The sequence below is a fragment of the Streptomyces sp. NPDC058619 genome, assembly GCF_042717785.1.
Lineage (GTDB): Bacteria > Actinomycetota > Actinomycetes > Streptomycetales > Streptomycetaceae > Streptomyces.
Map to the genome: position 1 here is coordinate 99,508 of NZ_JBHXQN010000005.1, position 24,318 is coordinate 123,825.

Genomic DNA, 24,318 nt, shown 5'->3' on the forward strand with positions numbered 1-24,318 from the left:
GAATGTGACACCGCCCGCGAGAGCGGAAACGTTTCCCCACCCTGTCCCGCCTCTCCCCGCCCCGCCCCGCCCTCCAACCGCCCCGCCCCGCCCTCCAACCGGCCGGCCCCGCCCCTCCGCTACGGCAGCTCGATCCCCAGGTCCCAGCCGTCGTGCGCGTGCGTGCACAGGCAGGCCCGCGACTCCGTCGCCGGCATGGCCGCCACCGCGTCGAAGAGGACCTCGCGCAGGCGGCCGACGTTCTCGCCGAACACCTTCAGGACCTCCGTGTGGGAGACGCCCTCCCCGGTCTCGGCTCCCGCGTCCAGGTCCGTGACCAGCGCCATGGAGGTGTAGCAGAGCCCCAGCTCGCGGGCGAGGACCGCCTCCGGGTGGCCCGTCATACCGACCACGGACCAGCCGGCCGCCGCGTGCCAGCGGGACTCGGCGCGCGTGGAGAAGCGGGGCCCCTCGACGACGACCATGGTGCCGCCGTCCACCGGCTCCCAGTCGCGCCCCCGGGCCGCCGCGAGGGCGACCGAGCGGCCGACGGGGCAGTACGGGTCGGCGAAGGTGGTGTGGACGACGTTCGGCACGCTGCCGTCGGGCAGCGGCTCCCCGTCGAAGAACGTCTGCGCCCGGGCCTTCGTACGGTCGACCAGCTGGTCGGGAACGAGCAGCGTGCCCGGACCGTACTCCGCCCGCAGGCCGCCGACCGCGCACGGGCCGAGCACCTGGCGCACGCCGACCGAGCGCAGCGCCCACAGGTTGGCCCGGTAGTTGATCCTGTGCGGCGGGACGGTGTGGCCGCTGCCGTGCCGGGGGAGGAAGGCGACTTGGCGGCCGGCCAGCTCGCCGACGTACAGGGAGTCGCTGGGGGGTCCGTACGGGGTCTCCACCCGGACCTCGGAGACGTCCTCCAGGAAGGAGTAGAAGCCCGAGCCGCCGATGACACCGATCTCTGCGTTCACCATGGAGTCACCCTAACCGGGCACGCGGAAGACCCCGCTGCCCGGTGGGCGGCGGGGTCTCGCGACAGCTGTCAGGCGGCCGAGGTGGAGCTGCTGCTCGAGCTTGACGACGTCGTGGAGGACGAAGCGGCAGGAGCGGGCGCCGCGGTCGTCGTCGTGGACGACGGGGTCGAGGCCGGCTTCGAGGCAGGGGTGCTGCTCGACGAAGAGCCGCGACTGTCGTTCCGGTAGAAACCGGAGCCCTTGAAGACGATGCCGACCGCGGAGAACACCTTCTTCAGGCGTCCGTCACAGCTCGGGCACACGGTCAGTGCGTCATCGGTGAACTTCTGCACGGCCTCAAGGCCCTCACCGCACTCGGTGCACTGGTACTGGTAGGTCGGCACGAATTTCCTCCTGGCACTCTGACTCAATGAGTGCTAACGACGCTCCATGGTGACGTATTCCGGCCGATCAGTCCACCGTCACCGGCACGCGGTGACCGATCCCACGCTCGTTCACCCGGTTCCGGGCGGCCGACGGGGACGTGGACGACGCCGTGTTCGACGCTGACGTCTTCGACGGCGCCGCGCTCGGGGATCCCGTGCTCGGGGACGCCGCGTCCGACGACGAGTTCACGATCCGGCTCGGTGCCTTCGGCGCCAGCTTGCCCCGCAGGGACAGCAGGACGACCAGCGCGAGCGCGGTGGCGGCCATCGGCACCAGGAACCCGGCGGTCGAGCCGTACGCGTCGGTCAGCCGGCCCGCGACGGTGACGGCGGCGGCCTGGCCCAGGGCCACCGCACCGGTCAGCGCGGTGAACGCCTCGGTCCGGGCGGAGGCCGGGACCAGCTGCTCGATCATCGTGTAGCCGGTGATCAGGGCGGGGGCGATGCACAGGCCGACGACCAGGCCGAGCGCGCCCAGCAGGACCGCGGAGTTCGCGGCCCACAGGACGGACGCGGCGGCGGTCAGGCCGACGTAGCCGAGGATCAGCCGGCGGCGCGGGCCGATCTTCCAGGCGATCGTGCCGCAGGCGATGCCCGCGATCATGTTGCCGCCGGCGAAGACGCCGTACAGCAGGCCGTTGGCGCCCGGGTTGCCGATCTCGTCGGAGAACGCGGCGAGCGAGATCAGCATGCCGCCGAACACGGCGCCGATCCCCACGAAGGCGATGACCAGGACGCGCAGACCGGGGATGGACAGCGCCGAGACGTGCTTCTGGCCGCTCGCGAGCCGCGGGGCGGTCGTGGGCTGGGTGCCGCGCTGGGCGGCGAACAGCAGGCCGCCGAGCAGCGTCAGGGACGCCTCGGCGATCAGGCCGGCGGAGGGGTGGATCGTGGTGCACAGGAAGGTCGCGAGCACCGGGCCGACGACGAAGGTCAGCTCGTCGGTGACGGACTCGAACGCGGCCGCGGTCGGCAGCAGCGGGGAGCCCTCCAGCTTGGCGGCCCAGCGGGCCCGGACCATCGGCCCGACCTGCGGTACGGAGGCGCCCGCCGGTACGGCGGCCAGCGCGAGCGCCCACATCGGCGCGCCCAGCAGGGCGAGCGCGGTCAGGGCGCCGATGGCGGTGGCGTGCACGAAGACGACGGGGACCAGGACGGCGCGCTGGCCGCGGCGGTCGGCGAGCTTGCCCATCTGGGGGGCGAAGAGGGCCATGGACACACCGGTGACGGTGGCGACGATGCCGGCGGCCCCGTACGAGCCGGTGGTGTGCTGGACCAGCAGGACGATGCCGATGATCAGCATGGCGAAGGGCTGGCGGGCGGCGAAGCCGGGAAGCAGGAAGCTGAGGGCGCCGGGTGTGCGCAGGAGCTGTCCGTAGCCGGGGCGGGCGGACGAGTCGGTCGTGACCGCGGATGTCACGGCCTGGCCTTTCCGCTGCCTGGTAGAACTCCCCGTCTGCGGACGATGCGCCGCCTCGTGAGCGACCGCACCCGTACATGTGGGAGCCCCGAGAGCTGTCCTCTTGCGCAATACCGAGTGATACCTGGGCGCCCACTGCGGGGAGGGTGCCACGGCCGCTTTGCGGTCGCGCCAGCTCTGCGTCAGGCAGAGTTGGTTCGATGTGGTGTGCCTTCATCGTACAGGGAATGCGGCTACCACGCCCTGTGATTCCGGCGACAGGGTGGGCCTTCACCTGTGATTAACGCAAACTTTGCCCGTAGAGGGCCCTAAAACGCGGGCAAAACAGCCCACACGCCCCCGGAAATGGCGAATTAGAACGTCGCTCTAATTCAAACTCGTACGCGGATCCATCGGAATCCGGACAGCGAACGCCGTGTTCCGGACGACCTCAGTGCCGCGCCGGTCCGCCGTCCGTCCCGAGCCAGCCCGCCAGCTTGCCGCCCTTGGCCACCGCCCGCAGCCGCGCCTCGGCCGCGTCCCGGACCGGATCGGTGGCCACCACCAGCAGCTCGTCCCCCCGCCGCAGCACGGTGGACGGCGCCGGTACGAAGCTCTTCGCGTCCCGGACCACCAGCGTCACCGACGCCCCGGGCGGCAGCCGCAGCTCGCTCACCTCGACGCCGTGCATCCGCGAGGTCGGCGGGATCGCGAACGACAGCAGGTGCCCGCGCAGCTTCTCCAGCGGCGCCGACTCGATGCCGAGGTCGGAGGCGGCCTCGTCGCTGTCGCCGAGCTCCAGCTCGCGCGCCAGCCACGGCAGGGTCGGCCCCTGCACCAGGGTGTAGACGACGACCAGCACGAAGACGATGTTGAAGACGCGGTCGCTGCCCTCGATCCCGGACACCATGGGGATGGTCGCCAGGATGATGGGGACCGCGCCGCGCAGGCCGGCCCACGACATCAGGGCCTGCTCCTGCCAGGGCACCCGGAAGGGCAGCAGGCTGACGAAGACCTCCAGCGGCCGCGCCACCATCGTGAGCACCAGCCCGATGATCACGGCGGGCCAGAAGTCGTGGACCAGTTCGTGCGGGGTGACCAGCAGGCCCAGCAGGACGAACATGCCGATCTGAGCGATCCAGCCGAGTCCGTCCGCGAAGCCCCGGGTGGCAGGCCAGTGCGGGAGCTTGGCGTTGCCCAGGACCATGGCCGCCAGGTAGACGGCGAGGAAGCCGGAGCCGTGCGCCATCGCGCCGGCCGCGTACGCCGCGACCGCGATCGCCATCACCGCGATCGGGTAGAGGCCCGAGGCGGGCAGTGCCACGTGCCGCAGGCAGTACGCGCCCAGGAAGCCGACCGTCAGGCCGATGAGCGCGCCGATCGTCAGCTCCAGCGCGATCTTGCCGATGAGGACGTACCACTCGTCCACGGGGCCGACGGTGGCGAAGGCCACCACCAGGATCACCACGGGGGCGTCGTTGAAGCCGGACTCGGCCTCCAGGACGCCGGTGATCCGCGACGGCAGCGGGACCTTGCGCAGGACCGAGAAGACGGCCGCCGCGTCGGTCGAGGAAACGACCGCGCCGATCAGCAGGGCCTGGCGCCATTCCAGTCCGACGAGATAGTGCGCCCCCGCCGCGGTCACGCCCACGCTGACCGCGACACCCACCAGTGAAAGCACGATCGCTGCCGGCAGGGCGGGTTTGATCTCTTTCCACTTGGTGCCCAGACCGCCCTCGGCGAGGATCACGACGAGCGCGGCATAGCCGATGACCTGGGTCAGCTCGGCGTTGTCGAAAACGACGTTGCCGATGCCGTCCTGGCCTATCGCGATGCCTATGCCGAGGTAAATGAGCAGGCTGGGAAGGCCGCTGCGCGAGGAGACGCGCACCGCCGCGACGGCGACGAGCAGCACGAGCGAGCAGACCAGCAGGAGCTCATTGAGATCGTGGACAGTCAGCGGGCGGCCCTTTCCTGAAAGCGCACGGCGGATTGTCACTCCCGCGGCGCGTCGGCAAGTACTTCGTTACCTTACCTAATCTTTGACATTCTCTTGACGCGATACCCACATTGTGAAACGCCCGTTCGCCCCTGTCCTCGGCAGCCCGACCCCTGGCGGATCAACGAGCCGGGTCCTGCGCCTATGGTTGCTCCCAGCACTCCCAGGACCACCCTGCCCCTCTAAGGACAGCGATGCCCGCCAACGAATCCGCTCCTCCCGCCAAGAAGAAGGGGCGACGCGCCCGTCTGATCGTGCTCGTTCTGGTCCTGGCTCTCTTCGCGGGCCTCGGCTACGGGGCGTACTGGGGCGTGGACAGCGTGCGCGCCTCCTTCCCCCAGACCACCGGCTCCCTCGACGTGCCCGGCCTGGCCGGGACCGTCGACGTCAAACGCGATGCCCACGGCATCCCCCAGCTCTACGCGGACAGCGACGCGGACCTCTTCCGCGCGCAGGGCTTCGTCCACGCGCAGGACCGGTTCTGGGAGATGGACGTACGCCGTCACATGACCTCCGGCCGGCTGTCGGAGATGTTCGGCTCCGGCCAGGTCGAGACGGACGCCTTCCTGCGTACGCTCGGCTGGCGCCAGGTCGCGCAGGCCGAGTACGAGACCAAGCTCTCGGAAGAGGCGAAGAAGAACCTGCAAGCCTACGCCGACGGGGTCAACGCGTACCTGAAGGGGAAGTCCGGCAAGGACCTCTCCGTCGAGCACGCGGCCCTGGGGCTCAGCGGGGACTACCACCCCGAGCAGTGGACGCCGGTCGACTCGGTGGCCTGGCTCAAGGCGATGGCCTGGGACCTGCGCGGCAACATGCAGGACGAGATCGACCGCGCGCTGATGTCCGGCAAGCTCTCGCAGGCGCAGATCGACGAGCTCTACCCGCCGTACCCCTTCGGCCGGAACAAGCCGATCGTCGAGGGCGGCAAGGCCGACAACGGCAAGTACACCCCTCAGGGCGCCGCCGGCAGCGGCTCCGCCAGCTCCGGCTCGGGCACCGGCGGCAGCGGCTCCGGCGCCAACGGCTCGCAGGCCTCCACGGCCCCGGGCGCGGGCGCCGGTACGGGCACGGCCACCGGCCTCTCCGGCAACGTCGCCGCCCAGGGCGCGACCGCCGGCCTGAACACCCAGCTGACCGCCCTCGCCAAGACCCTGGACCAGATCCCCGCGATCCTCGGCCCCAACGGCAGCGGCATCGGCTCGAACTCCTGGGTCATCTCGGGCGCGCACACGACCACCGGCAAGCCGCTGCTCGCGAACGACCCGCACCTGTCCCCGCAGCTGCCCTCGGTCTGGTACCAGATGGGCCTGCACTGCCGTACGGCCTCGGCCCAGTGCCAGTACGACGTGGCCGGCTACACCTTCTCGGGCATGCCCGGCGTGGTCATAGGCCACAACGCGGACATCGCCTGGGGCATGACCAACCTCGGCGCGGACGTCACCGACCTCTACCTGGAGCAGGTCAAGCCCGAGGGCTACGTCTACGACAACAAGGTGCTCCCCTTCACCACCCGTGAAGAGGTCATCAAGGTCGCCGGCGGCGCCAGCAAGAAGATCACCGTCCGCACCACCAACAACGGACCGCTGATCTCCGACCGCAGCGACGAGATCGGCACGGTCGGCGCCCGCGCCCCGGTCAGCAGCGCCGCCCCGGACCGCGGCAACGGCTACGCCGTCGCCCTGCGCTGGACGGCCCTGGACCCGGGCAAGTCGATGGACGCGGTCTTCAAGCTCAACAAGGCCAAGGACTTCGCCTCCTTCCGGCAGGCGGCCGCCGACTTCGAGGTCCCCTCGCAGAACCTGATCTACGCCGACACCAAGGGCAACATCGGCTACCAGGCCCCGGGCCGCATCCCGCTCCGCGGCCAGAACGACGGCCGCATGCCCGCCGCCGGCTGGGACTCCAAGTACGCCTGGAAGGGCGGCAAGGACGGCGGCACCGGCTACATCCCGCAGGGCGAGCTGCCCTGGGACTACAACCCGTCCCGCGGCTACATCGTCACCGCCAACCAGGCCGTCGTGGAGACCGGCACCGGCGCCGGCAAGTACCCGAACCTGCTGACCACGGACTGGGGCTACGGCGCCCGCAGTCAGCGGATCAACGACCTCATCGAGGCGAAGATCAAGGACAACGGGAAGATCTCCACCGACGACATGCGCACCATGCAGATGGACAACAGCAGCGAGATCGCCGCGCTGCTGACCCCGATGCTCGCCAAGATCGAGGTGTCCGACCCGGACGTGCGCTCCGCCCAGAAGCTCCTGGAGGGCTGGAACTACACCCAGGAGCCCGACTCGGCGGCCGCCGCCTACTTCAACGCGGTCTGGCGCAACATCCTCAAGCTGTCCTTCGGCGACAAGCTGCCGAAGGAGCTGCGCATCGAGGGCAGTTGCATGAACGTGCGCGGCGACGGCACCGGCCCGGCCGACGACCTGGCCGAGACGGTCCGCGAGTGCGGCGCCCGGGACGCCGTATCGGCGCAGCCCGACGGCGGCGACCGCTGGTTCGAGGTGGTCCGCCGGCTGGTCAAGGAGGAGAAGTCGCCGTGGTGGACGGCGCCCGCGACCCGCAGGGAGCCGGCGGCCACCAACCGCGACGAGATCTTCGCACGCGCCATGGAGGACGCCCGCTGGGAGCTGACCGCCAAGCTCGGCAAGGACCAGTCCAGCTGGACCTGGGGCCGGCTGCACCAGCTGACGCTGAAGAACCAGACGATCGGCACCGAGGGCCCCGGCTTCATGCAGTGGCTCCTCAACCGCGGCCCGTGGAACCTGGGCGGCGGCGAGGCCACCGTCAACGCGACCGGCTGGAACGCCTCCGGCGGTTACGGGGTCACCTGGGTGCCGTCGATGCGGATGGTCGTGAACCTCAACGACCTGGACAAGTCCCGCTGGATCAACCTCACCGGCGCCTCGGGGCACGCCTACAACGGCAACTACACCGACCAGACGACGATGTGGGCCAAGGGCGAGCTGCTGGAGTGGCCCTACGGCAAGGACGCCGTCGACAAGGCGACGGTGGACACCCTGACCCTGAAGCCCGCGGGCTCCTAGCGGTCACGAGCCGAAACGGCGCACCCCCGACGGGGTGGCGACGGCCTGAACGGGGTGGTCGTGCGGTTCCTCCGGGACCCGCGCGACCACCTCGTCGTCGTAGAGGAGCACGACCAGCGCGGGATGCGCCCCGGCGTGCTCCAGCCGCTCCAGCACCCGGTCGTACGAGCCGCCGCCGCGGCCGAGCCGCATGCCGCGCCGGTCCACCGCCAGCCCGGGGAGCAGCACGGCGTCCGCCCCGGTGACGGCGTCCGGGCCGAGCCGGGGCCCGGCCGGCTCCAGCAGCCGCATCTTCCCGGGGTGCTCGGCCACGGCGAGGGAGCCGGGGCCCCCGTACGCGCCCCAGTCGAGGTCGTTGTCGGGCAGCAGGACGGGCAGCAGCACCCGCTTGCCGGCGGCGCGCAGGGCGTCGAGCAGTTCGCGGGTGCCGGGCTCGGCGCCGACGGAGACGTACGCCGCGACCGTACGGGCACCGGCCAGTTCGGGCAGGGCGAGGGCGGACCGGGCGAGCGCGCGGGCCGCGGCGGCGCGGTCGTCGGGGGACAAGGCGCGGCGGGCGGTGAGGAGTTCTCGGCGCAGCACGGCCTTCGCGGCGGGGGAGGGTGGGTTCTCTGCCACTGGTGACTCAAATATCCTTGTGAAGATGGACATATATCATGATACTGACCGCGATCCGGCCTGACGTTCGGCTGGACCCACTATCGTTCCGCCCATGACTATGTTGCACCCCGTGATCAAAAAGGCCGTCATCCCGGCTGCGGGCCTCGGTACTCGGTTCCTCCCGGCGACCAAGGCGACCCCGAAGGAAATGCTCCCGGTCGTGGACAAGCCGGCCATCCAGTACGTGGTGGAGGAAGCCGTCTCGGCCGGGCTGGACGACGTCCTCATGATCACGGGGCGTAACAAGCGCGCGCTGGAAGACCACTTCGACCGGAACTACGAGCTGGAATCCGCCCTCACCGCCAAGGGTGACGACGACCGGCTCAAGAAGGTCCAGGAGTCCAGCGACCTGGCCACCATGCACTACGTCCGCCAGGGCGACCCGCGCGGACTCGGCCACGCCGTCCTCTGCGCCGAGCCGCACGTTGGCCGCGAGCCCTTCGCCGTCCTGCTCGGCGACGACCTCATCGACCCCCGCGACCCGCTGCTCCGTCAGATGGCCGACATCTACGGCCGCACCGGCGGCACCGTCGTCGCGCTGATGGAGGTCGACCCCGCCAACGTGCACCTCTACGGCTGCGCCGCCGTCGAGGCCACCGACGAGGAGGACGTGGTCCGCGTCACCGGCCTCGTCGAGAAGCCGGACGCCGCGGACGCGCCCAGCAACTACGCGGTCATCGGACGCTATGTCCTCAACCCCGCGATCTTCGACATACTGCGGGAGACCGAGCCGGGCCGCGGCGGGGAGATCCAGCTCACCGACGCCCTGCAGAAGCTGGCCGCCGACGAGACCATCGGCGGCCCGGTGCACGGCGTGGTCTTCCGGGGCCGCCGCTACGACACCGGGGACCGCGGGGACTACCTGCGGGCCATCGTCCGCCTCGCGTGCGAGCGTGAGGACCTGGGCCCGGAGTTCCGCACCTGGCTTCACCGTTACGTCACGGAGGAGATGTAGGACCTTGAGCAGTTCCGCACCGCAGGACACCGGGCAGGCCCCGCGCGAGCAGCGCCTCTGGTCGGTGGACGAGCACCTCGCGGACGTCCTCGCCACCGTCCGGCCGCTGGAGCCCATCGAGCTCCAGCTGCTGGACGCCCAGGGCTGTGTCCTGGTCGAGGACGTCACCGTGCCCGTCGCCCTCCCGCCCTTCGACAACAGCTCCATGGACGGCTACGCCGTCCGCACGGCCGACGTCCAGGGTGCGAGCGAGGAGTTCCCGGCGGTGCTGACGGTCATCGGGGACGTCGCGGCGGGCAGCGGCGAGCTGCCCACCGTGGGCCCCGGCCAGGCCGCGCGGATCATGACCGGCGCCCCGCTGCCGCCCGGCGCGGAAGCCGTCGTACCGGTCGAGTGGACCGACGGCGGCACGGGCGGCGGCGCCGCCTCCGGAATGACCCCGGCCAGCTCCGCCCCCGAGGGCGCGGGCGGCGAGGTACGGGTGCACCGGGCCGCCGAGGCCCGGGCGCACGTCCGGGCGCGCGGCAGCGACGTACAGGCCGGCGACCTGGCCCTGGCGTCCGGCACGGTCCTCGGCCCGCCGCAGATCGCCCTGCTGGCCGCGATCGGACGGGGCACCGTCCGGGTCCGGCCGCGCCCCCGCGTGGTCGTCCTGTCCACCGGCAGCGAGCTCGTCCAGCCCGGCGAGGCGCTGACCGCCGGGACGATCTACGACTCCAACAGCTTCGCGCTCGCGGCCGCGGCCAGGGACGCCGGCGCCATCGCCTACCGGGTCGGTGCCGTCGCGGACGACGCCGACACCCTGCGCTCCACCATCGAGGACCAGCTGATCCGCGCCGACCTGCTCGTCACCACCGGCGGGGTCAGCGTCGGCGCGTACGACGTGGTGAAGGAGGCGCTGACCTCCGTCGCCACCGGCGAGGACGGCGTCGACGGCGCCGGCGTCGACTTCCGCAAGCTCGCCATGCAGCCCGGCAAGCCGCAGGGCTTCGGCGTCATCGGCCCGGACCACACCCCGCTCCTGGCGCTGCCCGGCAACCCGGTCTCCTCCTACGTCTCCTTCGAGCTGTTCGTGCGCCCCGCGATCCGTACGCTCATGGGCCTCCCGGAGGCCGGGGTCAGCCGCCCCAGCGTGCGCGCGGTGCTCACCGCCGACAAGGCGATCGGCTCCCCGGCCGGCCGCCGCCAGTTCCTGCGCGGCACCTACGACGCCGAGAACGGCACGGTCAGCCCGGTCGGCGGATCGGGCTCCCACCTGATCGCCGCGCTGGCGCACGCCGACTCCCTGATCGTCGTACCGGAGGACGTCACCTCGGTGGAGCCCGGGGCCGAGCTGGAAGTGGTCCTGCTCGGCTGAAGTCCGGCCGGTGCGGGTAGCGTGTTGCATCACACAGGCCCCCCGGGGGCCCGGACGGAAGCGGCGCGCAGAGCTATGAGTACGCAGAGCAGGCTGACCCACATCGACGAGGCCGGGGCGGCCCGGATGGTCGACGTCTCCGGGAAGGACGTCACCGCCCGGACGGCCCGCGCCAGTGGACGGGTGCTCGTCTCCCCCCGGGTGATCGAGCTGCTGCGCGGCGAGGGCGTCCCCAAGGGCGACGCGCTCGCCACCGCGCGGATCGCCGGGATCATGGGCGCGAAGAAGACCCCCGACCTGATCCCGCTCTGCCACCCGCTGGCCGTCTCCGGCGTGACGGTGGACCTGAGGGTCGCCGACGACGCCGTCGAGATCCTGGCCACCGTGAAGACGACCGACCGCACGGGCGTCGAGATGGAGGCGCTCACCGCCGTCGCGGTCGCCGGGCTGACCGTCATCGACATGGTCAAGGCCGTCGACAAGGGCGCCGTCATCACGGACGTCCGGGTGGAGGAGAAGACCGGCGGCAAGTCCGGCGACTGGGCGCGCGCGTGAACGCCCCGCGCGGCGGCGAGGTCCACAGCCACCTGCACGCCGTACCCGAGGCGCCCGCGGAGACCGAGCCCGAGACCGCTCCGGCGCCGCTGCGGGCCCTGGTGGTCACGGCCTCGAACCGGGCCTCGCAGGGCGTCTACCCCGACCGGGGCGGACCGCTGCTCGCCGCGGCGCTGGAGGAGCTCGGCTTCGCGGTGGACGGCCCGCGCGTCGTCCCGGACGGCGACCCCGTCGAGCAGGCGCTCCGCGAGGGCGTGGCCGCCGGGTACGACGTCGTCCTCACCACCGGCGGCACCGGCATCTCGCCGACCGACCGCACCCCGGACGCCACCGCCCGGGTGCTGGACTACGAGATCCCGGGCATCCCGCAGGCCATCCGCGCCGAGGGCCTGGCGAAGGTCCCGACCGCGGCCCTGTCGCGGGGCCTGGCGGGCGTGGCCGGACACACCCTGATCGTCAACCTCCCGGGTTCGACGGGCGGGGTGAAGGACGGCGTCGCCGTCCTGTCCCGGATCCTCCTGCACGCCGTGGACCAGATCCGCGGCGGCGACCACCCCAGACCGGCGGGACCCTCCGGGAGCACGAGCTGAACGGCCCGACCTGGCCGGTGGTCCTGGCGGACGGCGACGTCACGCTCCGGCCGATAAAGCTGCGGGACCAGAAGGCCTGGCGCGAGGTCAACCGGCGCAACCGCGAGTGGCTCCGGCCGTGGGAGGCGACCATCCCGCCGCCCGCCCCGTGGGGGCCGGTGGTCCAGCGGCCGACGTACCGTCAGATGGTGCGCCACCTGCGGGCCGAGGCGAACGCGGGCCGGATGCTGCCCTTCGTCATCGAGTACCAGGGCCGGCTCGTCGGGCAGTTGACGGTCGCGGGGATCACCTGGGGCTCGATGTGCGCGGGCCACGTCGGCTACTGGGTGGACCGCGAGGTGGCGGGCCGCGGCGTGATGCCGACGGCGGTCGCGCTCGCGGTGGACCACTGCTTCGGCCGGGTCGGGCTGCACCGGATCGAGGTGTGCATCCGCCCGGAGAACGGGCCGAGCCGCCGGGTCGTGGAGAAGCTCGGCCTGCGCGAGGAGGGGCTGCGCCCGCGCTACCTGCACATCGACGGGGCCTGGCGCGACCACATCGTGTACGCGGTCACCGTGGAGGAGGTTCCGGACGGGCTGCTGCGCCGCTGGCACCGGGCCCGCCATCCGGAGAGCCCGTCGAAATAGATATCCCGGAACCGGGCCCCGGGACTCGGGCCCGAACGCCCACGAAAACCGAATAGCTGTTCGAATTAAGGGTCGCTGAGCCGATTCGCCCATAACCTGATCCGAAGAATCACAAAAAAAGTCCGTGATATCAGCGAGATCGCGCGACACACCGGCCCAATTGGCCGATCCCGTCGGCCCGCCCCCTCTACGGTATGAGGTGTGAGCAGCAGCGGCCTCATCTACGCAGTCATTGTCGGGGCCTGGGCCGCCTACTTGGTGCCCATGTGGCTCCGGAGGCAGGACGAGCTGAACGAAGCCCGTCCGACGGAACGCTTCTCCACTGCCATTCGGCTGCTTTCCGGCCGGGCGGGAATGGAGCGCCGTTACGCCAAGGGGCTGCGTGAGCGCGGTGACGAGGAGGCGGAGCCCGAGCCCCGCGCGGACCCGGACGCCGCCACGGAAAAGGTCGAATCCGTGGACGCCGACGCCCGGGCCTTCGTCGTGCCCCCGACCAGGTCGGAGCCGAGACCGGCCGCCGCGGCCGAGCGCGAGCAGCGTGCCGAGCGCGAGCAGCGCGCCGAGCGGGCCCGGCGCGAGCAGCGCCTCCAGGTCCTCGCCCGCCGCCGGCGCACCACCGCGCTCCTGTTCCTCGTCTTCACCCTGGGCGCGATCGTCGCCGCGGTGGGCGGCCTGCGCCTGCTGTGGGCTCCCGCCGTCCCGGCCTTCCTGCTGAGCGCGTACATCGTGCACCTGCGGGTCCAGGAGCGGCGCCGCTACGAGTTCACGATGGACCGGCGCCGCGCCGAGGCCGCGGCGCGGCACCTGCGCGAGAACCGCCCCCGCCGCCGCGAGCCCGAGGCCGCGGCCGGCGGCGATGCGGACCCTGCGCCACCGGTCTCCCCGCAGGAAGCCGGCCGCAGGGCGCTCGTCGAACAGACCGACCACGCCGAGTGGGTGGACCAGCAGCGCGAGCGCGAGCGCGGCCCCGCCCGCGGTGACAGCTGGGAGCCGGTCCCGGTCCCGCTGCCGACGTACGTGACTGCGCCGGTCGCCCCGCGCGCCACCGGCCCCGCGGCCCCGGACGCCTGGAGCTCGACCCGCTCCAGCACCGCCGAACCGACGGAGCCGCGCCTGCGCGCCCAGCCCGCCGCCCCGGCACCGGAGCCCAAGCCCCAGGCACAGGCCCAGGCTCAGGCCCAGGCCCAGGCTCAGACCCCCACCACCCCGCGCCCCCGCGGCCGCGAGCGGGGCCGCACGCCACTGTTCGACCAGTACGAGAGCGACGAGCGTCCGCGGGCCGCGAACGAGTGAGCGGACCTGCGCGGACGCTCCCGGAATCCGGTTTTGGAGCACCCGCGGGGGGATGCTAATGTTTCACACGTCGCAAGGGCCTGTGGCGCAGTCTGGTAGCGCACCTCGTTCGCATCGAGGGGGTCTGGGGTTCAAATCCCCACAGGTCCACAAACGACAGTTCGCGAGTAGCTCTCGGGAACGTCATGAGATCCCGTCCGGTCGAAAGACCGGGCGGGATCTCGGCGTTTGCGCGCCGAACGCCGTTATGCCCGGCTCTTATTGCCGGGAGGGGCGCACCAGGCCTTCTGCTGTGGCCAGCCCCGAGCCGGTGGCGGAGGCGCCGGGGCCGGCGCCGGGCCTGGCGGGGGTCAGGACGGGGTGGTGAGCGGTTTGGTCATGCAGCGGCTGGAGTCGTGGAAGCGGTAGTGGCCGAACTTCGCCGACGGGGCGTAGTCCGAGGAGAGGTAGAGGGCTATCGCCTCCGGCTGCTGGTCGCCGGTCTCCAGCACCATCCGGGTACGGCCCGCCGCGCGGGCGTCCTCCTCCAGGACCGTCAGGATGCGGCGGGCGAGGCCCAGGCCGCGGGCCTCGGGGACGACGTACATGCGCTTCAGCTCGGCGTCGCCGTCCGCGTACCCCTCGTCGTTCTCGTCCTGGCTGCGCCAGCCGCCGCTCGCGACCGGGGCGTCCGCGAGGTCGTAGGCGACGAGGTAGAGGCCCCGGGGCGGGGCGAACATCACCGGGTCGAGGAACGTGACGTCGCCCTCACCCTGGTAGCGCTCCTGGTACTCGAGCTGGACCTGGTCGTTGAGTTTGACCGCGTCAGGGTGGTCGTAAGGCACGGCGCGGAGCTGGATCATCCCGTGAGACATTCGAATATCGTACGGAAGCATCCCGCTATCGTGCAGGGATGCTCACTGTGACCTCCGTGAATGTGAATGGGATCCGCGCCGCCGCGAAGAAGGGCTTCGTGGAGTGGCTCGCCGGCTCCGACGCCGACGTCGTCTGCCTCCAGGAAGTGCGGGCCGAGGAGGGGCAGATTCCCGCCGGGGCCAGGGAGCCCGAGGGCTGGCACACCGTCTTCGCGCCCGCCGCGGTCAAGGGCCGGGCCGGGGTCGCGCTCTATAGCCGGCGAGAGCCGGAGCGGGTGCGGGTCGGCTTCGGCAGCGACGAGTTCGACGCCTCCGGGCGGTACGTCGAGGCGGACTTCCCCGGTGTGACGGTCGCCAGCCTCTACCTGCCGTCGGGCGAGGCGGGGACCGCGAAGCAGGACGAGAAGTACCGGTTCATGGGCGAGTTCCTCGCCTACCTCCAGGAGCTGAAGGTGCGGGCCGCCGCCGACGGGCGCGAGGTCGTCGTCTGCGGCGACTGGAACATCTGCCACCGGGAAGCCGACCTCAAGAACTGGAAGACCAACCGCAAGAACGCCGGTTTCCTCCCCGAGGAGCGGGAGTGGCTGGGGAAGGTCTACGGGGAGGCCGGCTACGTCGACGTCGTGCGCGGGCTGCACCCCGACGCCGAGGGGCCGTACTCCTGGTGGTCCTACCGGGGCCGGGCCTTCGACAACGACGCCGGCTGGCGGATCGACCTCCAGGTCGCGACCGAGGGGCTGGCCGCGAAGGCGGTGAAGGCCTTCGTGGAGCGGGCCGAGACGCACCCGGAGCGCTGGTCCGACCACGCGCCGGTGACCGTGGTCTATCAGCTCGGGGTCTGATCCCGGTGCGGGGACGACGGTGGCGCCGGTGACGCGGCCAGGAGGCGGTCCATCGCCATCGTCAGCTCCGCCTCCACCACGCTCTTCGCCAGCGGGCGCAGGCGCGGGAGGGCATCCTGCGAGGTGTGGGTCGAAATGAGCTCGGTGAACAGGGCGGCCAGCGCGTCCGCGTGCTCGCGGACCCGGCGGCCGGTCTCCAGGACGGCCGAGAGCGGGATCCCCTCGCGGACCAGGGCCGAGGAGACGTCCAGCAGCCGCCGGCTGACGTGCACGATCTCCTCGCCGTCGGTCGCGAGGTAGCCGAGGTCGAGGGAGGCCGCCAGGTTCTCCGGGGTGACCTCGCCCTCGAAGTGGTCGGCGAGGGCCTCGGGGGTCAGGCGGACGGGGGTCTCCTCCGACCAGCCGATGCCGAGCAGCTCACCCAGCTGGCCGACGTCGCGGCCGTTCTCGAAGGCGGCGGTCAGCTCGGCGATGCCGCCGAGGGTGTGGCCGCGCTCCAGCAGGGCGGCGACGGTGCGCAGCCGGGCCAGGTGGTGTTCGTCGTACCAGGCGATGCGGCCCTCGCGGCGGGGCGGCGGGAGCAGTTTGCGCTCGCGGTAGAAGCGCAGGGTGCGGACGGGGATGCCGGCCGCCTCGGCCAGTTCCTCCGTGCGGTACTCGCGCACTGTCTTCGCTTCCGTCTCGTCCTTCGCCACGGGCGCAGCCTATGGCGTACCGGCGGTAACTTTCCGGGCGCGACCCCTACCCATGAGTACGGGGCTGCTCTACCCTCCCGATTGTGCCAGTGATTGCTGGCAGTGTTGCGATGGTCTGGCAAGGCACTGCGGATGAAGCGGAGGCGGCGGGCATGGGCGAGCGCGAGCACGGGCGGCGTGAGCACGTACGGGTGGCGGTGATCGGGTCGGGCTTCGGCGGTCTCGGGGCCGCCGTACGGCTGCGGCGCGAGGGGATCACGGACTTCGTCGTCCTGGAACGGGCGGGGTCGGTCGGCGGGACGTGGCGCGACAACAGTTATCCGGGGTGCGCGTGCGACGTCCCGTCGCACCTGTACTCCTTCTCCTTCGCGCCCAACCCGGACTGGCCGCGGACCTTCTCGGGGCAGCCCGCCATCCGGGAGTACCTGGAGCACGTCGCCGACACCTTCGGGCTGCGCCGGCACATCCGCCTCGACTCCGAGGTGCGGATGATGCGCTGGGACGCCGAGGAGCTGCACTGGGAGATCGAGACCGCCGCCGGGGAGCTGACCGCCGACGTGGTCGTGTCGGCCACCGGGCCGCTGTCCGACCCGAAGATGCCGGAGATACCGGGGCTCGCGGAGTTCCCCGGGAAGGTCTTCCACTCGGCCCGCTGGGACCACGACTACGACCTCGTCGGCAAGCGCGTCGCCATGATCGGCACGGGCGCCTCCGCCATCCAGATCGTGCCCGCCATCGCCCCCGACGTGGAGCGGCTCACGCTCTTCCAGCGGACCCCGCCGTGGGTGATGCCGCGCACCGACCGGGCGATCTCCACCGTGGAGCGGTGGCTCCACCGCCAGCTTCCCTTCACCCGCGCGGCGCGGCGCGGGCTGCTGTGGGGGATCCGGGAGCTCCAGGTCAGCGCCTTCACCAAGCGGCCGAACCAGCTCGGGCTCGTCGAGGCGCTGGCCAAGGCCAACATGGCCCGCTCCATCAAGGACCCGGCGCTGCGGGCCAAGCTGACGCCCTCGTACCGGATCGGCTGCAAGCGGATCCTGCTGTCCAGCGAGTACTACCCGGCGCTGGCCCGGCCCAACGTGGACCTGGTCGCCTCCGGCCTCAAGGAGATCCGCGGCTCGGTGCTGGTCGCCGCCGACGGGACGGAGACCGAGGTCGACGCGATCGTCTTCGGCACCGGCTTCCACGTCACGGACATGCCGATCGCCGACCGGGTGGTCGGCGCGGAGGGCAAGACCCTCGCGGACGAGTGGAAGGACGGGATGCAGTCGCTGCGCGGTGCGACGGCGGCGGGCTTCCCCAACTGGATGACGATCATCGGTCCGAACACCGGGCTGGGGAACAGCTCGATGATCCTGATGATCGAGTCCCAGCTGAACTACATGGCGGACTACCTGCGCCAGCTTGCCCTCCTCGACGGAAGCAGCCTGGGCGGCAAGGTCGCGCTGGCGGCCCGGCCCTCCGCCGTGAACACGTGGAACCGGCACGTCCAGGCGCGGATGGAGCGGACGGTCTGGAACACCGGCGGCTGCACCAGCTGGTACCTGGACGCCCAGGGCCGCAACACCACCGTCTGGCCGGGCACGACCGGTGAGTTCCGCAAGGAGACGCGGACCGTGGACGTCGCGGAGTACGAGGTCGTCCGCGCCCAGGACCGGGAGCGGGAGCGGGAGCGGATGGCGGTGCCGGTGGGCGTGGCCGGGGGCGTGGCCGCGTCCCGGCCGGGCCGGGCGGCCGAGGCCGCCGCCGAGGCCCCAGCGCCGGCTCCGGCCGCCGCCCCCGCCGCCGCCGCGCCCGCCGCCGAGGAGGGGGCCGCGTGAGCCGCGCGGCGCACGTCACGACCGGGCGCTATGCCCCGCCCGCCGCGCGGCGGGAGCTGGAGGCCGTCTCCGCCGACGGGGCCCGCCTCCACGTCGAGGTGCACGGGCAGGAGGGGGCGCCGGCCGTGGTGCTGGCGCACGGCTGGACCTGCTCCACGGCCTTCTGGGCCGCGCAGATCCGCGAGCTGGCCACGGACCACCGCGTCATCGCCTACGACCAGCGCGGCCACGGGCGCAGTCCCGCCTCCCGCGCGTGCACCACCACCGCCCTCGCGGACGACCTGGTGGCCGTGCTGAAGGCCACCCTGACCGCCGGGGAGCGGGCGGTCGTCGCCGGGCACTCCATGGGCGGGATGACCGTCATGGCGGCCGCCCGCCGGCCCGAGTTCGCCGAGCACGCCGCAGCCGCCCTGCTGTGCAGTACGGGCAGCGGACGGCTGGTCGCCGAGGCGCGGGTCCTGCCGTTCGGCGCCGGGCGCGCGCGGACTCGTGTCACCGGCGCGGTGCTGGGCTCGCGCGTTCCGCTCGGGCCCGTCACGCCGGTCGCCCGGGCGATCCTCAAGTACGCCACCATGGCCCCCGGCTCCGCGCCCGACGCGGTCGAGGCCTGCGCCCGCATCGTGCACGCCTGTCCCGCGGGGGTCCGCCGGGACTGGTCCCAGGTGCTGGCCGGGCTGGACCTCGACGCGGACGTCGCCCGGCTCACCGTGCCCACCGCGGTCGTCGCCGGCACGAGCGACCGGCTCACCCCCGTGGTGCACGCCCGGGGGCTCGCCGCCGCGCTCCCGAACTGCGTGGGGCTGACCGAGCTCACCGGGATCGGGCACATGACCCCGATCGAGGCCCCGGAAGCCGTCACCCGCGCCCTGCGCGAACTCGCCGCCCTGTACCTCCCCACCGAAGAGAAGGAGAAGACCCCGTGAGCCGCAGGAGTCTGGAAGGCCAGGTCGCCGTCGTCACCGGCGCCGCCCGCGGGGTGGGCGAGCTCCTCGCCCGCAAGCTCTCGGCGCGCGGCGCGAAGATCGCGCTCGTCGGACTGGAGCCGGAGGCCCTCAAGGAGGTCTCCGAACGGCTGCACACCGAGAGCGCCCACTGGTACGCGGACGTCACCGACCACGAGGCGATGGCCCGCGTCGCACAGGAGGTCAAGGAGCGCTTCGGCAAGGTCGACATCGTCGTCGCGAACGCGGGCGTGGCCTCCGGCGGGCCGTTCGCCGACTCCGACCCCGACGCCTGGCGCCGGGTGATCGAGGTCAACCTGATCGGCGGGGCCGTCACCGGGCGGGCCTTCCTGCCCGTCCTGACGGAGAGCCGCGGCTACTTCCTGCAGATCGCCTCGCTCGCCGCGATCACCCCGGCGCCCATGATGACGGCGTACTGCGCCTCCAAGTCGGGCGTCGAGGCCTTCGCCCACTGCCTGCGCGCCGAAGTCGGCTACAAGGGCGTCAAGGTCGGCGTCGGCTACCTCTCTTGGACCGACACCGACATGGTGCGCGGCGCCGACCAGGACGACGTGATGCGGGAGCTGCGCCAGCGGCTGCCCTGGCCGTCGAACCGCACGTACCCGCTGGGGCCGGCCGTCGACCGGATCGTGGCGGGCATCGAGCGTCGCTCGGCGCACGTGTACGCGCAGTGGTGGCTGCGCGGGATGCAGGGCGTGCGCGGCTACCTGCCGGGGATCATCGCGGCTGTCGGGCAGCGCGAGATGAAGCGGTTCGAGCCGCGGCTGGCCTCCGTCCCGAAGGGGCTCGTCGGGGCCGGCGGGGCCGCGGACGAGCAGGAGCGGGCCGCGCGCCCCTGAGTGTGAGATGTCGGATGTGCGAGGTTCGTCCGGTCGTGCCAGGCTGGTCGCACCCGAGCCCCCCGACATCACGCTGGAGGTACGCCATGGGCCTGAGAGACCAGTTCCACGAGAAGGCGAGGCAACTGGCCGAGCGCGCAGGCGCCGAAGCCGTCCCGATGCGCGACGAGTCCCCGGAGGGTTCGGCGCAGCGCGCGCCGGACGCCCCGGGCATTCCCGCCCGGGCGGAGCGGCGCCGCCGCGCCGAGGCCGTCGACGACGGCGTCGGCGCGTAGCGCGCGACCGGACCGACCGACGGAAGGGGCGCTGCCCGCGGGCCGCGCCCCTTCCCCGTGTCCGCCTGTCCCCTCCGCCGTCCCGCGCCCCTACGGCCTCGGCGGCAGCTCCGGGCGGCGCAGGTCCGGTACGTCCGTGTAGCCGGGCGGCACCGCCGCCGGGTCCTGCTCCAGCAGCTCCAGCGCCAGGTGCACCGCGTCGTCGAGCTGCGCGTGGCGGCCCTCGGCCCAGTCGAGCGGGGTTCGCAGGACCGCGAGGTCCGGCTCCACGCCGTGGTTCTCCACCGACCAGCCGTACTCCGGGAACCACGCCGCGTTCATCGGCACCGTGATCACCGTCCCGTCGCCGAGGGTGTGCCGGCCGGTCATCCCGACCACGCCGCCCCAGGTCCGCTGGCCGACCACGGGGCCGAGCCCCAGCAGCTTGACGGCCGCGGTGATCATGTCCCCGTCCGAGGCGGTCGCCTCGTCGGCCAGCGCCACGATCGGACCGCGGGGCGCGTTGGAGGCGTACGACACCGGCTGGGCGCCCCGCGGGAGGTCCCAGCCGAGGATCGAGCGGGTCAGCTTCTCCACCACCAACTCGCTGATGTGCCCGCCCGCGTTGCCGCGCACGTCCACGATCAGCGCCGGACGGGACATCTCCATCCGCAGGTCGCGGTTGAACTGCGCCCACCCCGAGCCGCCCATGTCCGGGATGTGGAGGTAGCCGCAGCGGCCGCCGCTGATCTCCCGGACCACCGCGCGCCGTTTGGACACCCAGTCCTGGTAGCGCAGCGGCCGCTCGTCGACGAGCGGGACGACGGCGACCCGGCGGGCCCGGCCGGAGCCCTCCGCGGGCCGGAACGTCAGCTCCACGGTGGTGCCGCCGGCCGCCCCGAGCAGCGGGTACGGCCCGGTCACCGGGTCGACCGGGCGGCCGTCCACGTGGGTGAGCTCCGCACCCTCCCGGATGCCCGTTCCGGCCAGCGGGGAGCGGGCCTTGGAGTCCGAGGACTCGCCGGGCAGGATGCGGCTGACCACCCAGGAGCCGTCCCGGGGGACCAGGTTGGCGCCGAGCAGCCCGATCGCCCGCTGGTAGTGCGGGGGGCCCTCGTTGCGGCGGGCGGGGGAGACGTACGCGTGCGAGGTGCCCAGCTCGCCGAGGACCTCGCGCAGCAGGTCGGCGAACTCGTCGGGCGAGGCGACCCGTTCGACCAGGGAGCGGTACTGGCGCAGCACCCCGTCCCAGTCGATCCCGCACATGCCCGGCTCCCAGAAGTACGCGCGGATGATCCGCCCGGCCTCCTCGAAGGCCTGGCGCCACTCGGCCGCCGGGTCGACCTCGTGCAGGATGCGCCGCAGGTCCAGGTAGACGGTCGAGTCGCTGTCGCCCGACTCGGTCGCCGGGACCGCCCGCAGGTCGCCGTCGTCGTTCACGACGAGCCGCGTGCCGTCCCCGCTGACCGCGAACCAGTCCAGCCCGGAAGCCAGTTCGGTCTTGCGGGCCTTCGTCATGTCGAAGTGCTCCAGCGTCGGCTTGCCGCTGGTGTCCGCCGGGTTGGCGAAGGTCTCGCCGAGCGCGCCGGAGATGGGCCAGCGCAGCCACACCAGCCCGCCGCCGCTGACCGGGTACAGGGCCGAGTACTTCGACGCCGACACCGGGAACGGCGTCACCCGGCTCTCCAGCCCCTCCACCTCCACGGTCACCGCGCCGTCGCCCGCGTCCGAGTCCCCGTCGAGCGGGTCGAGCCCGCCGGCCGCGGGCCGCCCGTCGGGCGAGAACGCGAACGGCGAGGGGGTCGCCGAGGACAGCGGCACCAGGTAGGGGCGGCAGCCCAGGGGGAAGGACAGGTCCCCGGTGTGCACGTCGTACACCGGGTCGAAGCCGCGCCACGACAGGAAGGCGAGGTACCGGCCGTCCCGGGTGAAGACCGGGCTCTCGTCCTCGAAGCGGCCGTTCGTGACGTCGATGACCGTGTGGGCGCCGGGACCGGAGATCCGGGCCATCTTGATCTGCCGCAGCGAGCGGCCGATGCCCGGGTGCGACCAGGTCAGCCAGCACCCGTCGGGGGAGAACGCCAGGTCGGTGACGGGTCCGTTGACGGACCGGATGAGCTCGGTGACCTCGCCGTTGGACTCCTCCGTCGCGTCGATGAGGAGCAGCCGCCCGTCGTTGGAGGCGATCGCGAGGCGCTCCCCGTCCGGGTCGGACAGCAGCTCCAGTACGCGCCCCAGCTCTCCGGAGGCCAGCCGGCGCGGCTCCCGCTCCCCCGAGGCCCGCGGCAGGTAGGCGATCTCGACCGCGTCCTCGCCCTCGGCGTCGGTGACGTACGCGACCTGCCCGCCGCTCCCGAGCATCTCCGGCAGCCGCACCCGCACGCCGGGGGTGTCGGCGATGGTCCGGGCGGGCCCGTCGCGGTGGGTCAGCCAGTACAGGCTGCCGCGCACCACGACCGCGCTGGCCCGGCCGGTGGCGTCCACCGAGAGCGAGTCGACGTGGCTGGCGGCCGGCACCTGGTAGCTGCGCCGGCCCGCACGGGGACCCCCCAGCCGGACCCGGAGCTTGCGCGGGACCGCGTCGGGGGCCAGCGACTCCACCAGCCAGAGGTCCCCGGCGCACTGGTAGACGATCCGGGAGCCGTCACTGGAGGCGTGCCGGGCGTAGAACTCCCGGTGGTCGGTGTGGCGGCGCAGATCGGTGCCGTCGGGCAGGCAGGAGTACAGGTTGCCGACGCCCTCGTGGTCGGACAGGAAGGCGATCCGGCCGGCCACGAACATCGGGGAGTCCAGGTGGCCCTCGATGTCCTCCAGGAGCCGCGCGCCGTGCAGCCAGAGCCGGCCCGTGGCGCCGCCGCGGTAGCGCTTCCAGGCGGCCGGCTCGTGCGGGGGCTTTCCGGTGAGCAGCAGGGTGCGCCGCTCGCCGTCCTCGCCGATGTGCACCTGGAGGTCGGAGACCGGCCCCCAGGGCAGGCGTCCGCCGGGGCTGCCGTCGGTGGGGAGGCTGTACGCCCAGGCGAAGTAGGAGAAGGGCTGGCCGTGCGAGGAGACGGCCAGGATGTCGCTGCGGCCCTCCTCGTCGGGCGGGGTCCAGCCGCAGACGCGGGTGTCGGTGGCGCCCCAGTAGCTGAGCTGGCGGGCCGGGCCGCCGTCCACGGGGGCGAGGTGGATCTCGGGGTCGAGGCTACGCCAGGTGGTGAAGGCGATGTGCCGGCCGTCGGGGGAGAAGCGGGGGTGGCTGACCCGGGTCCGGTCGACGGTGATCCGCCAGGCCCGGCCGGGGGTCTGTCCGTCGGGGACCAGGGGGGCGACCCAGAGGTCGTCCTCGGTGGCGAAACACAGCAGGTCGTCGTGCAGGTGCGGGAACCGGAGGTACGCGACGTCGTGACTCACCCCCCAATGCTTTCCGCGGCAGGGGGGCCCGGCAACTCGTACAGGTGATCCACGCCACGCCCCGAAGCGAAACGGTACGGTTTCGTTTCGCTAGACGTGGGGGTATGGTCTAAGCGTACGGAACAGTTTCGCTCGGACGGAGGGTGACGGACATGACCGAGGCGATGGCGGCTCGGCGTAGCCGGATCACCCCCGAACGGCAGGCCGAACTGCACGAGGCGGTCCTCGACCTCCTGCGTGACGTCGGCTACGAGGCGCTGACCATGGACGCGGTCGCCGCCCGGACGAAGTCCAGCAAGGCCACCCTCTACCGCCAGTGGGGGAGCAAGCCGGAACTGGTCGCCAAGGCCCTGCGGTGCACGCAGCCCGTCTCGCTGCGCGAAATCGACACGGGCACCCTGCGCGGGGACTTCGCGCGCATGGTGGAGCACTCGGACGACGCGCAGATGGCCAAGGACACCGCGCTGATGCGGGGCCTGGCCCACGCCGTCCACGAGAGCCCGGAACTCCACCAGGCGCTGCGGGACCTGCTGGTCGACCCGGAGATCAACGGTCTCCAGCACATGCTGCAGCGCGCGGTGGACCGGGGCGAGATCCGCCCGGACTGTCCCGCTCTGGATTTCGTACCCCACATGCTCATCGGGGCGTTCATCGCGCTCCCGCTGATCGAGGACCGGCCGGTGGACCGGGCGTTCCTCGGTGACTTCATCGACGCCGTGGTGTTCCCCGCCCTCGGCGTCTGACCCTCCCCGTCCCCACCACCGCCTCCCGCTGCTCCTGACACGCCGCTCTCG

At 72.5% G+C, this 24,318-nt stretch carries 21 protein-coding genes and 1 tRNA gene; 14 read left to right on the forward strand and 8 right to left on the reverse strand.

Annotated elements, in window-relative coordinates:
• Positions 1–119 precede the first annotated feature (119 nt).
• From ACFWTC_RS07455 to ACFWTC_RS07470, 4 genes are all read right to left on the reverse strand, one after another.
• A complete protein-coding gene (locus ACFWTC_RS07455; protein ID WP_384027210.1) occupies positions 120–953 on the reverse strand; it encodes an S-methyl-5'-thioadenosine phosphorylase in 834 nt (277 codons plus the stop codon).
• Positions 954–1,021: 68 nt separating this feature from the next.
• The gene (locus ACFWTC_RS07460; protein WP_384027209.1) at positions 1,022–1,336 is read right to left on the reverse strand and encodes an FmdB family zinc ribbon protein; all 315 of its coding nucleotides are present in this window, start codon (positions 1,334–1,336) and stop codon (positions 1,022–1,024) included.
• 67 nt (positions 1,337–1,403) lie between these two features.
• Positions 1,404–2,798 (reverse strand): MFS transporter, encoded by a 1,395-nt coding sequence (locus ACFWTC_RS07465; protein WP_384027207.1) that lies wholly within the window; start codon positions 2,796–2,798, stop codon positions 1,404–1,406.
• A 430-nt stretch (positions 2,799–3,228) separates the two neighbouring features.
• Positions 3,229–4,776: a potassium/proton antiporter gene (locus ACFWTC_RS07470; RefSeq protein ID WP_383921999.1), complete on the reverse strand. Its 1,548-nt coding sequence runs from the start codon at positions 4,774–4,776 to the stop codon at positions 3,229–3,231.
• Between the two features lie 194 nt (positions 4,777–4,970).
• On the opposite strand from ACFWTC_RS07470, the gene ACFWTC_RS07475 reads away from it, so the two are divergent.
• Positions 4,971–7,829 (forward strand): penicillin acylase family protein, encoded by a 2,859-nt coding sequence (locus ACFWTC_RS07475; protein WP_384027205.1) that lies wholly within the window; start codon positions 4,971–4,973, stop codon positions 7,827–7,829.
• Positions 7,830–7,832: 3 nt separating this feature from the next.
• On the opposite strand, the gene ACFWTC_RS07480 is transcribed toward ACFWTC_RS07475, so the two are convergent.
• The gene (locus ACFWTC_RS07480; RefSeq protein WP_383922004.1) at positions 7,833–8,447 is read right to left on the reverse strand and encodes a 5-formyltetrahydrofolate cyclo-ligase; all 615 of its coding nucleotides are present in this window, start codon (positions 8,445–8,447) and stop codon (positions 7,833–7,835) included.
• A 94-nt stretch (positions 8,448–8,541) separates the two neighbouring features.
• Between ACFWTC_RS07480 and galU the strand changes: the two genes are divergently transcribed.
• From galU to ACFWTC_RS07515, 7 genes are all read left to right on the forward strand, one after another.
• Positions 8,542–9,444: a UTP--glucose-1-phosphate uridylyltransferase GalU gene (galU, locus tag ACFWTC_RS07485; protein ID WP_383922007.1), complete on the forward strand. Its 903-nt coding sequence runs from the start codon at positions 8,542–8,544 to the stop codon at positions 9,442–9,444.
• Between the two features lie 4 nt (positions 9,445–9,448).
• Positions 9,449–10,801: a gephyrin-like molybdotransferase Glp gene (gene glp / locus ACFWTC_RS07490; protein ID WP_383922010.1), complete on the forward strand. Its 1,353-nt coding sequence runs from the start codon at positions 9,449–9,451 to the stop codon at positions 10,799–10,801.
• A gap of 75 nt (positions 10,802–10,876) precedes the next feature.
• Positions 10,877–11,356, forward strand: coding sequence for a cyclic pyranopterin monophosphate synthase MoaC (gene moaC, locus ACFWTC_RS07495; protein WP_383922013.1), 480 nt, complete (start codon positions 10,877–10,879; stop codon positions 11,354–11,356).
• 32 nt (positions 11,357–11,388) lie between these two features.
• Positions 11,389–11,946, forward strand: coding sequence for a molybdenum cofactor biosynthesis protein B (locus tag ACFWTC_RS07500; RefSeq protein WP_384027265.1), 558 nt, complete (start codon positions 11,389–11,391; stop codon positions 11,944–11,946).
• 17 nt (positions 11,947–11,963) lie between these two features.
• On the forward strand, positions 11,964–12,572 hold the full coding sequence (locus ACFWTC_RS07505) for a GNAT family N-acetyltransferase (protein WP_383922015.1): 609 nt from the start codon (positions 11,964–11,966) through the stop codon (positions 12,570–12,572).
• Between the two features lie 201 nt (positions 12,573–12,773).
• Positions 12,774–13,865 (forward strand): hypothetical protein, encoded by a 1,092-nt coding sequence (locus ACFWTC_RS07510; protein ID WP_384027203.1) that lies wholly within the window; start codon positions 12,774–12,776, stop codon positions 13,863–13,865.
• Between the two features lie 76 nt (positions 13,866–13,941).
• Positions 13,942–14,015, forward strand: a tRNA-Ala gene (locus ACFWTC_RS07515).
• A 200-nt stretch (positions 14,016–14,215) separates the two neighbouring features.
• Here the strand turns inward: ACFWTC_RS07515 and ACFWTC_RS07520 are convergent.
• Positions 14,216–14,719, reverse strand: coding sequence for a GNAT family N-acetyltransferase (locus tag ACFWTC_RS07520; protein WP_383922022.1), 504 nt, complete (start codon positions 14,717–14,719; stop codon positions 14,216–14,218).
• A 38-nt stretch (positions 14,720–14,757) separates the two neighbouring features.
• Here ACFWTC_RS07520 and ACFWTC_RS07525 point away from each other — a divergent pair, with 38 nt between their 5' ends.
• Positions 14,758–15,561 carry an exodeoxyribonuclease III gene (locus ACFWTC_RS07525; protein WP_384027201.1) on the forward strand — a complete coding sequence of 268 codons (804 nt, stop codon included), beginning with the start codon at positions 14,758–14,760 and terminating at the stop codon, positions 15,559–15,561.
• On the opposite strand, the gene ACFWTC_RS07530 is transcribed toward ACFWTC_RS07525, so the two are convergent.
• Positions 15,546–16,256 (reverse strand): MerR family transcriptional regulator, encoded by a 711-nt coding sequence (locus ACFWTC_RS07530; protein WP_383922028.1) that lies wholly within the window; start codon positions 16,254–16,256, stop codon positions 15,546–15,548. The two genes, ACFWTC_RS07525 and ACFWTC_RS07530, sit on opposite strands and share 16 nt — an antisense overlap.
• 152 nt (positions 16,257–16,408) lie before the next feature.
• Here ACFWTC_RS07530 and ACFWTC_RS07535 point away from each other — a divergent pair, with 152 nt between their 5' ends.
• From ACFWTC_RS07535 to ACFWTC_RS07550, 4 genes are all read left to right on the forward strand, one after another.
• Positions 16,409–18,076 (forward strand): flavin-containing monooxygenase, encoded by a 1,668-nt coding sequence (locus ACFWTC_RS07535; protein WP_384027263.1) that lies wholly within the window; start codon positions 16,409–16,411, stop codon positions 18,074–18,076.
• Entirely contained in the window at positions 18,073–18,999 is a 927-nt protein-coding gene (locus ACFWTC_RS07540) for an alpha/beta fold hydrolase (RefSeq protein WP_383922034.1), read from the forward strand. The genes ACFWTC_RS07535 and ACFWTC_RS07540 overlap by 4 nt, the downstream gene beginning before the upstream one ends.
• Complete coding sequence (locus ACFWTC_RS07545; RefSeq protein WP_383922036.1) at positions 18,996–19,877, forward strand: SDR family oxidoreductase; 882 nt, start codon at positions 18,996–18,998, stop codon at positions 19,875–19,877. The genes ACFWTC_RS07540 and ACFWTC_RS07545 overlap by 4 nt, the downstream gene beginning before the upstream one ends.
• Positions 19,878–19,963: 86 nt before the next feature.
• Entirely contained in the window at positions 19,964–20,152 is a 189-nt protein-coding gene (locus tag ACFWTC_RS07550) for a hypothetical protein (RefSeq protein WP_383922039.1), read from the forward strand.
• A 90-nt stretch (positions 20,153–20,242) separates the two neighbouring features.
• Here the strand turns inward: ACFWTC_RS07550 and ACFWTC_RS07555 are convergent, their stop codons facing one another.
• Positions 20,243–23,524 (reverse strand): S41 family peptidase, encoded by a 3,282-nt coding sequence (locus tag ACFWTC_RS07555; RefSeq protein ID WP_384027199.1) that lies wholly within the window; start codon positions 23,522–23,524, stop codon positions 20,243–20,245.
• Between the two features lie 152 nt (positions 23,525–23,676).
• On the opposite strand from ACFWTC_RS07555, the gene ACFWTC_RS07560 reads away from it, so the two are divergent.
• Entirely contained in the window at positions 23,677–24,267 is a 591-nt protein-coding gene (locus ACFWTC_RS07560) for a TetR/AcrR family transcriptional regulator (RefSeq protein WP_383922044.1), read from the forward strand.
• Positions 24,268–24,318: the final 51 nt, after the last annotated feature.

Coding starts and splice junctions, on each gene's coding strand:
- ACFWTC_RS07455 (WP_384027210.1), bottom strand. CDS start 953: ATGGTGAACGCAGAGATCGGTGTCATCGGCGGCTCGGGCTTCTACTCC.
- ACFWTC_RS07475 (WP_384027205.1), top strand. CDS start 4,971: ATGCCCGCCAACGAATCCGCTCCTCCCGCCAAGAAGAAGGGGCGACGC.
- galU (WP_383922007.1), top strand. CDS start 8,542: ATGACTATGTTGCACCCCGTGATCAAAAAGGCCGTCATCCCGGCTGCG.
- moaC (WP_383922013.1), top strand. CDS start 10,877: ATGAGTACGCAGAGCAGGCTGACCCACATCGACGAGGCCGGGGCGGCC.
- ACFWTC_RS07520 (WP_383922022.1), bottom strand. CDS start 14,719: ATGTCTCACGGGATGATCCAGCTCCGCGCCGTGCCTTACGACCACCCT.
- ACFWTC_RS07525 (WP_384027201.1), top strand. CDS start 14,758: ATGCTCACTGTGACCTCCGTGAATGTGAATGGGATCCGCGCCGCCGCG.
- ACFWTC_RS07535 (WP_384027263.1), top strand. CDS start 16,409: ATGGGCGAGCGCGAGCACGGGCGGCGTGAGCACGTACGGGTGGCGGTG.
- ACFWTC_RS07550 (WP_383922039.1), top strand. CDS start 19,964: ATGGGCCTGAGAGACCAGTTCCACGAGAAGGCGAGGCAACTGGCCGAG.
- ACFWTC_RS07560 (WP_383922044.1), top strand. CDS start 23,677: ATGACCGAGGCGATGGCGGCTCGGCGTAGCCGGATCACCCCCGAACGG.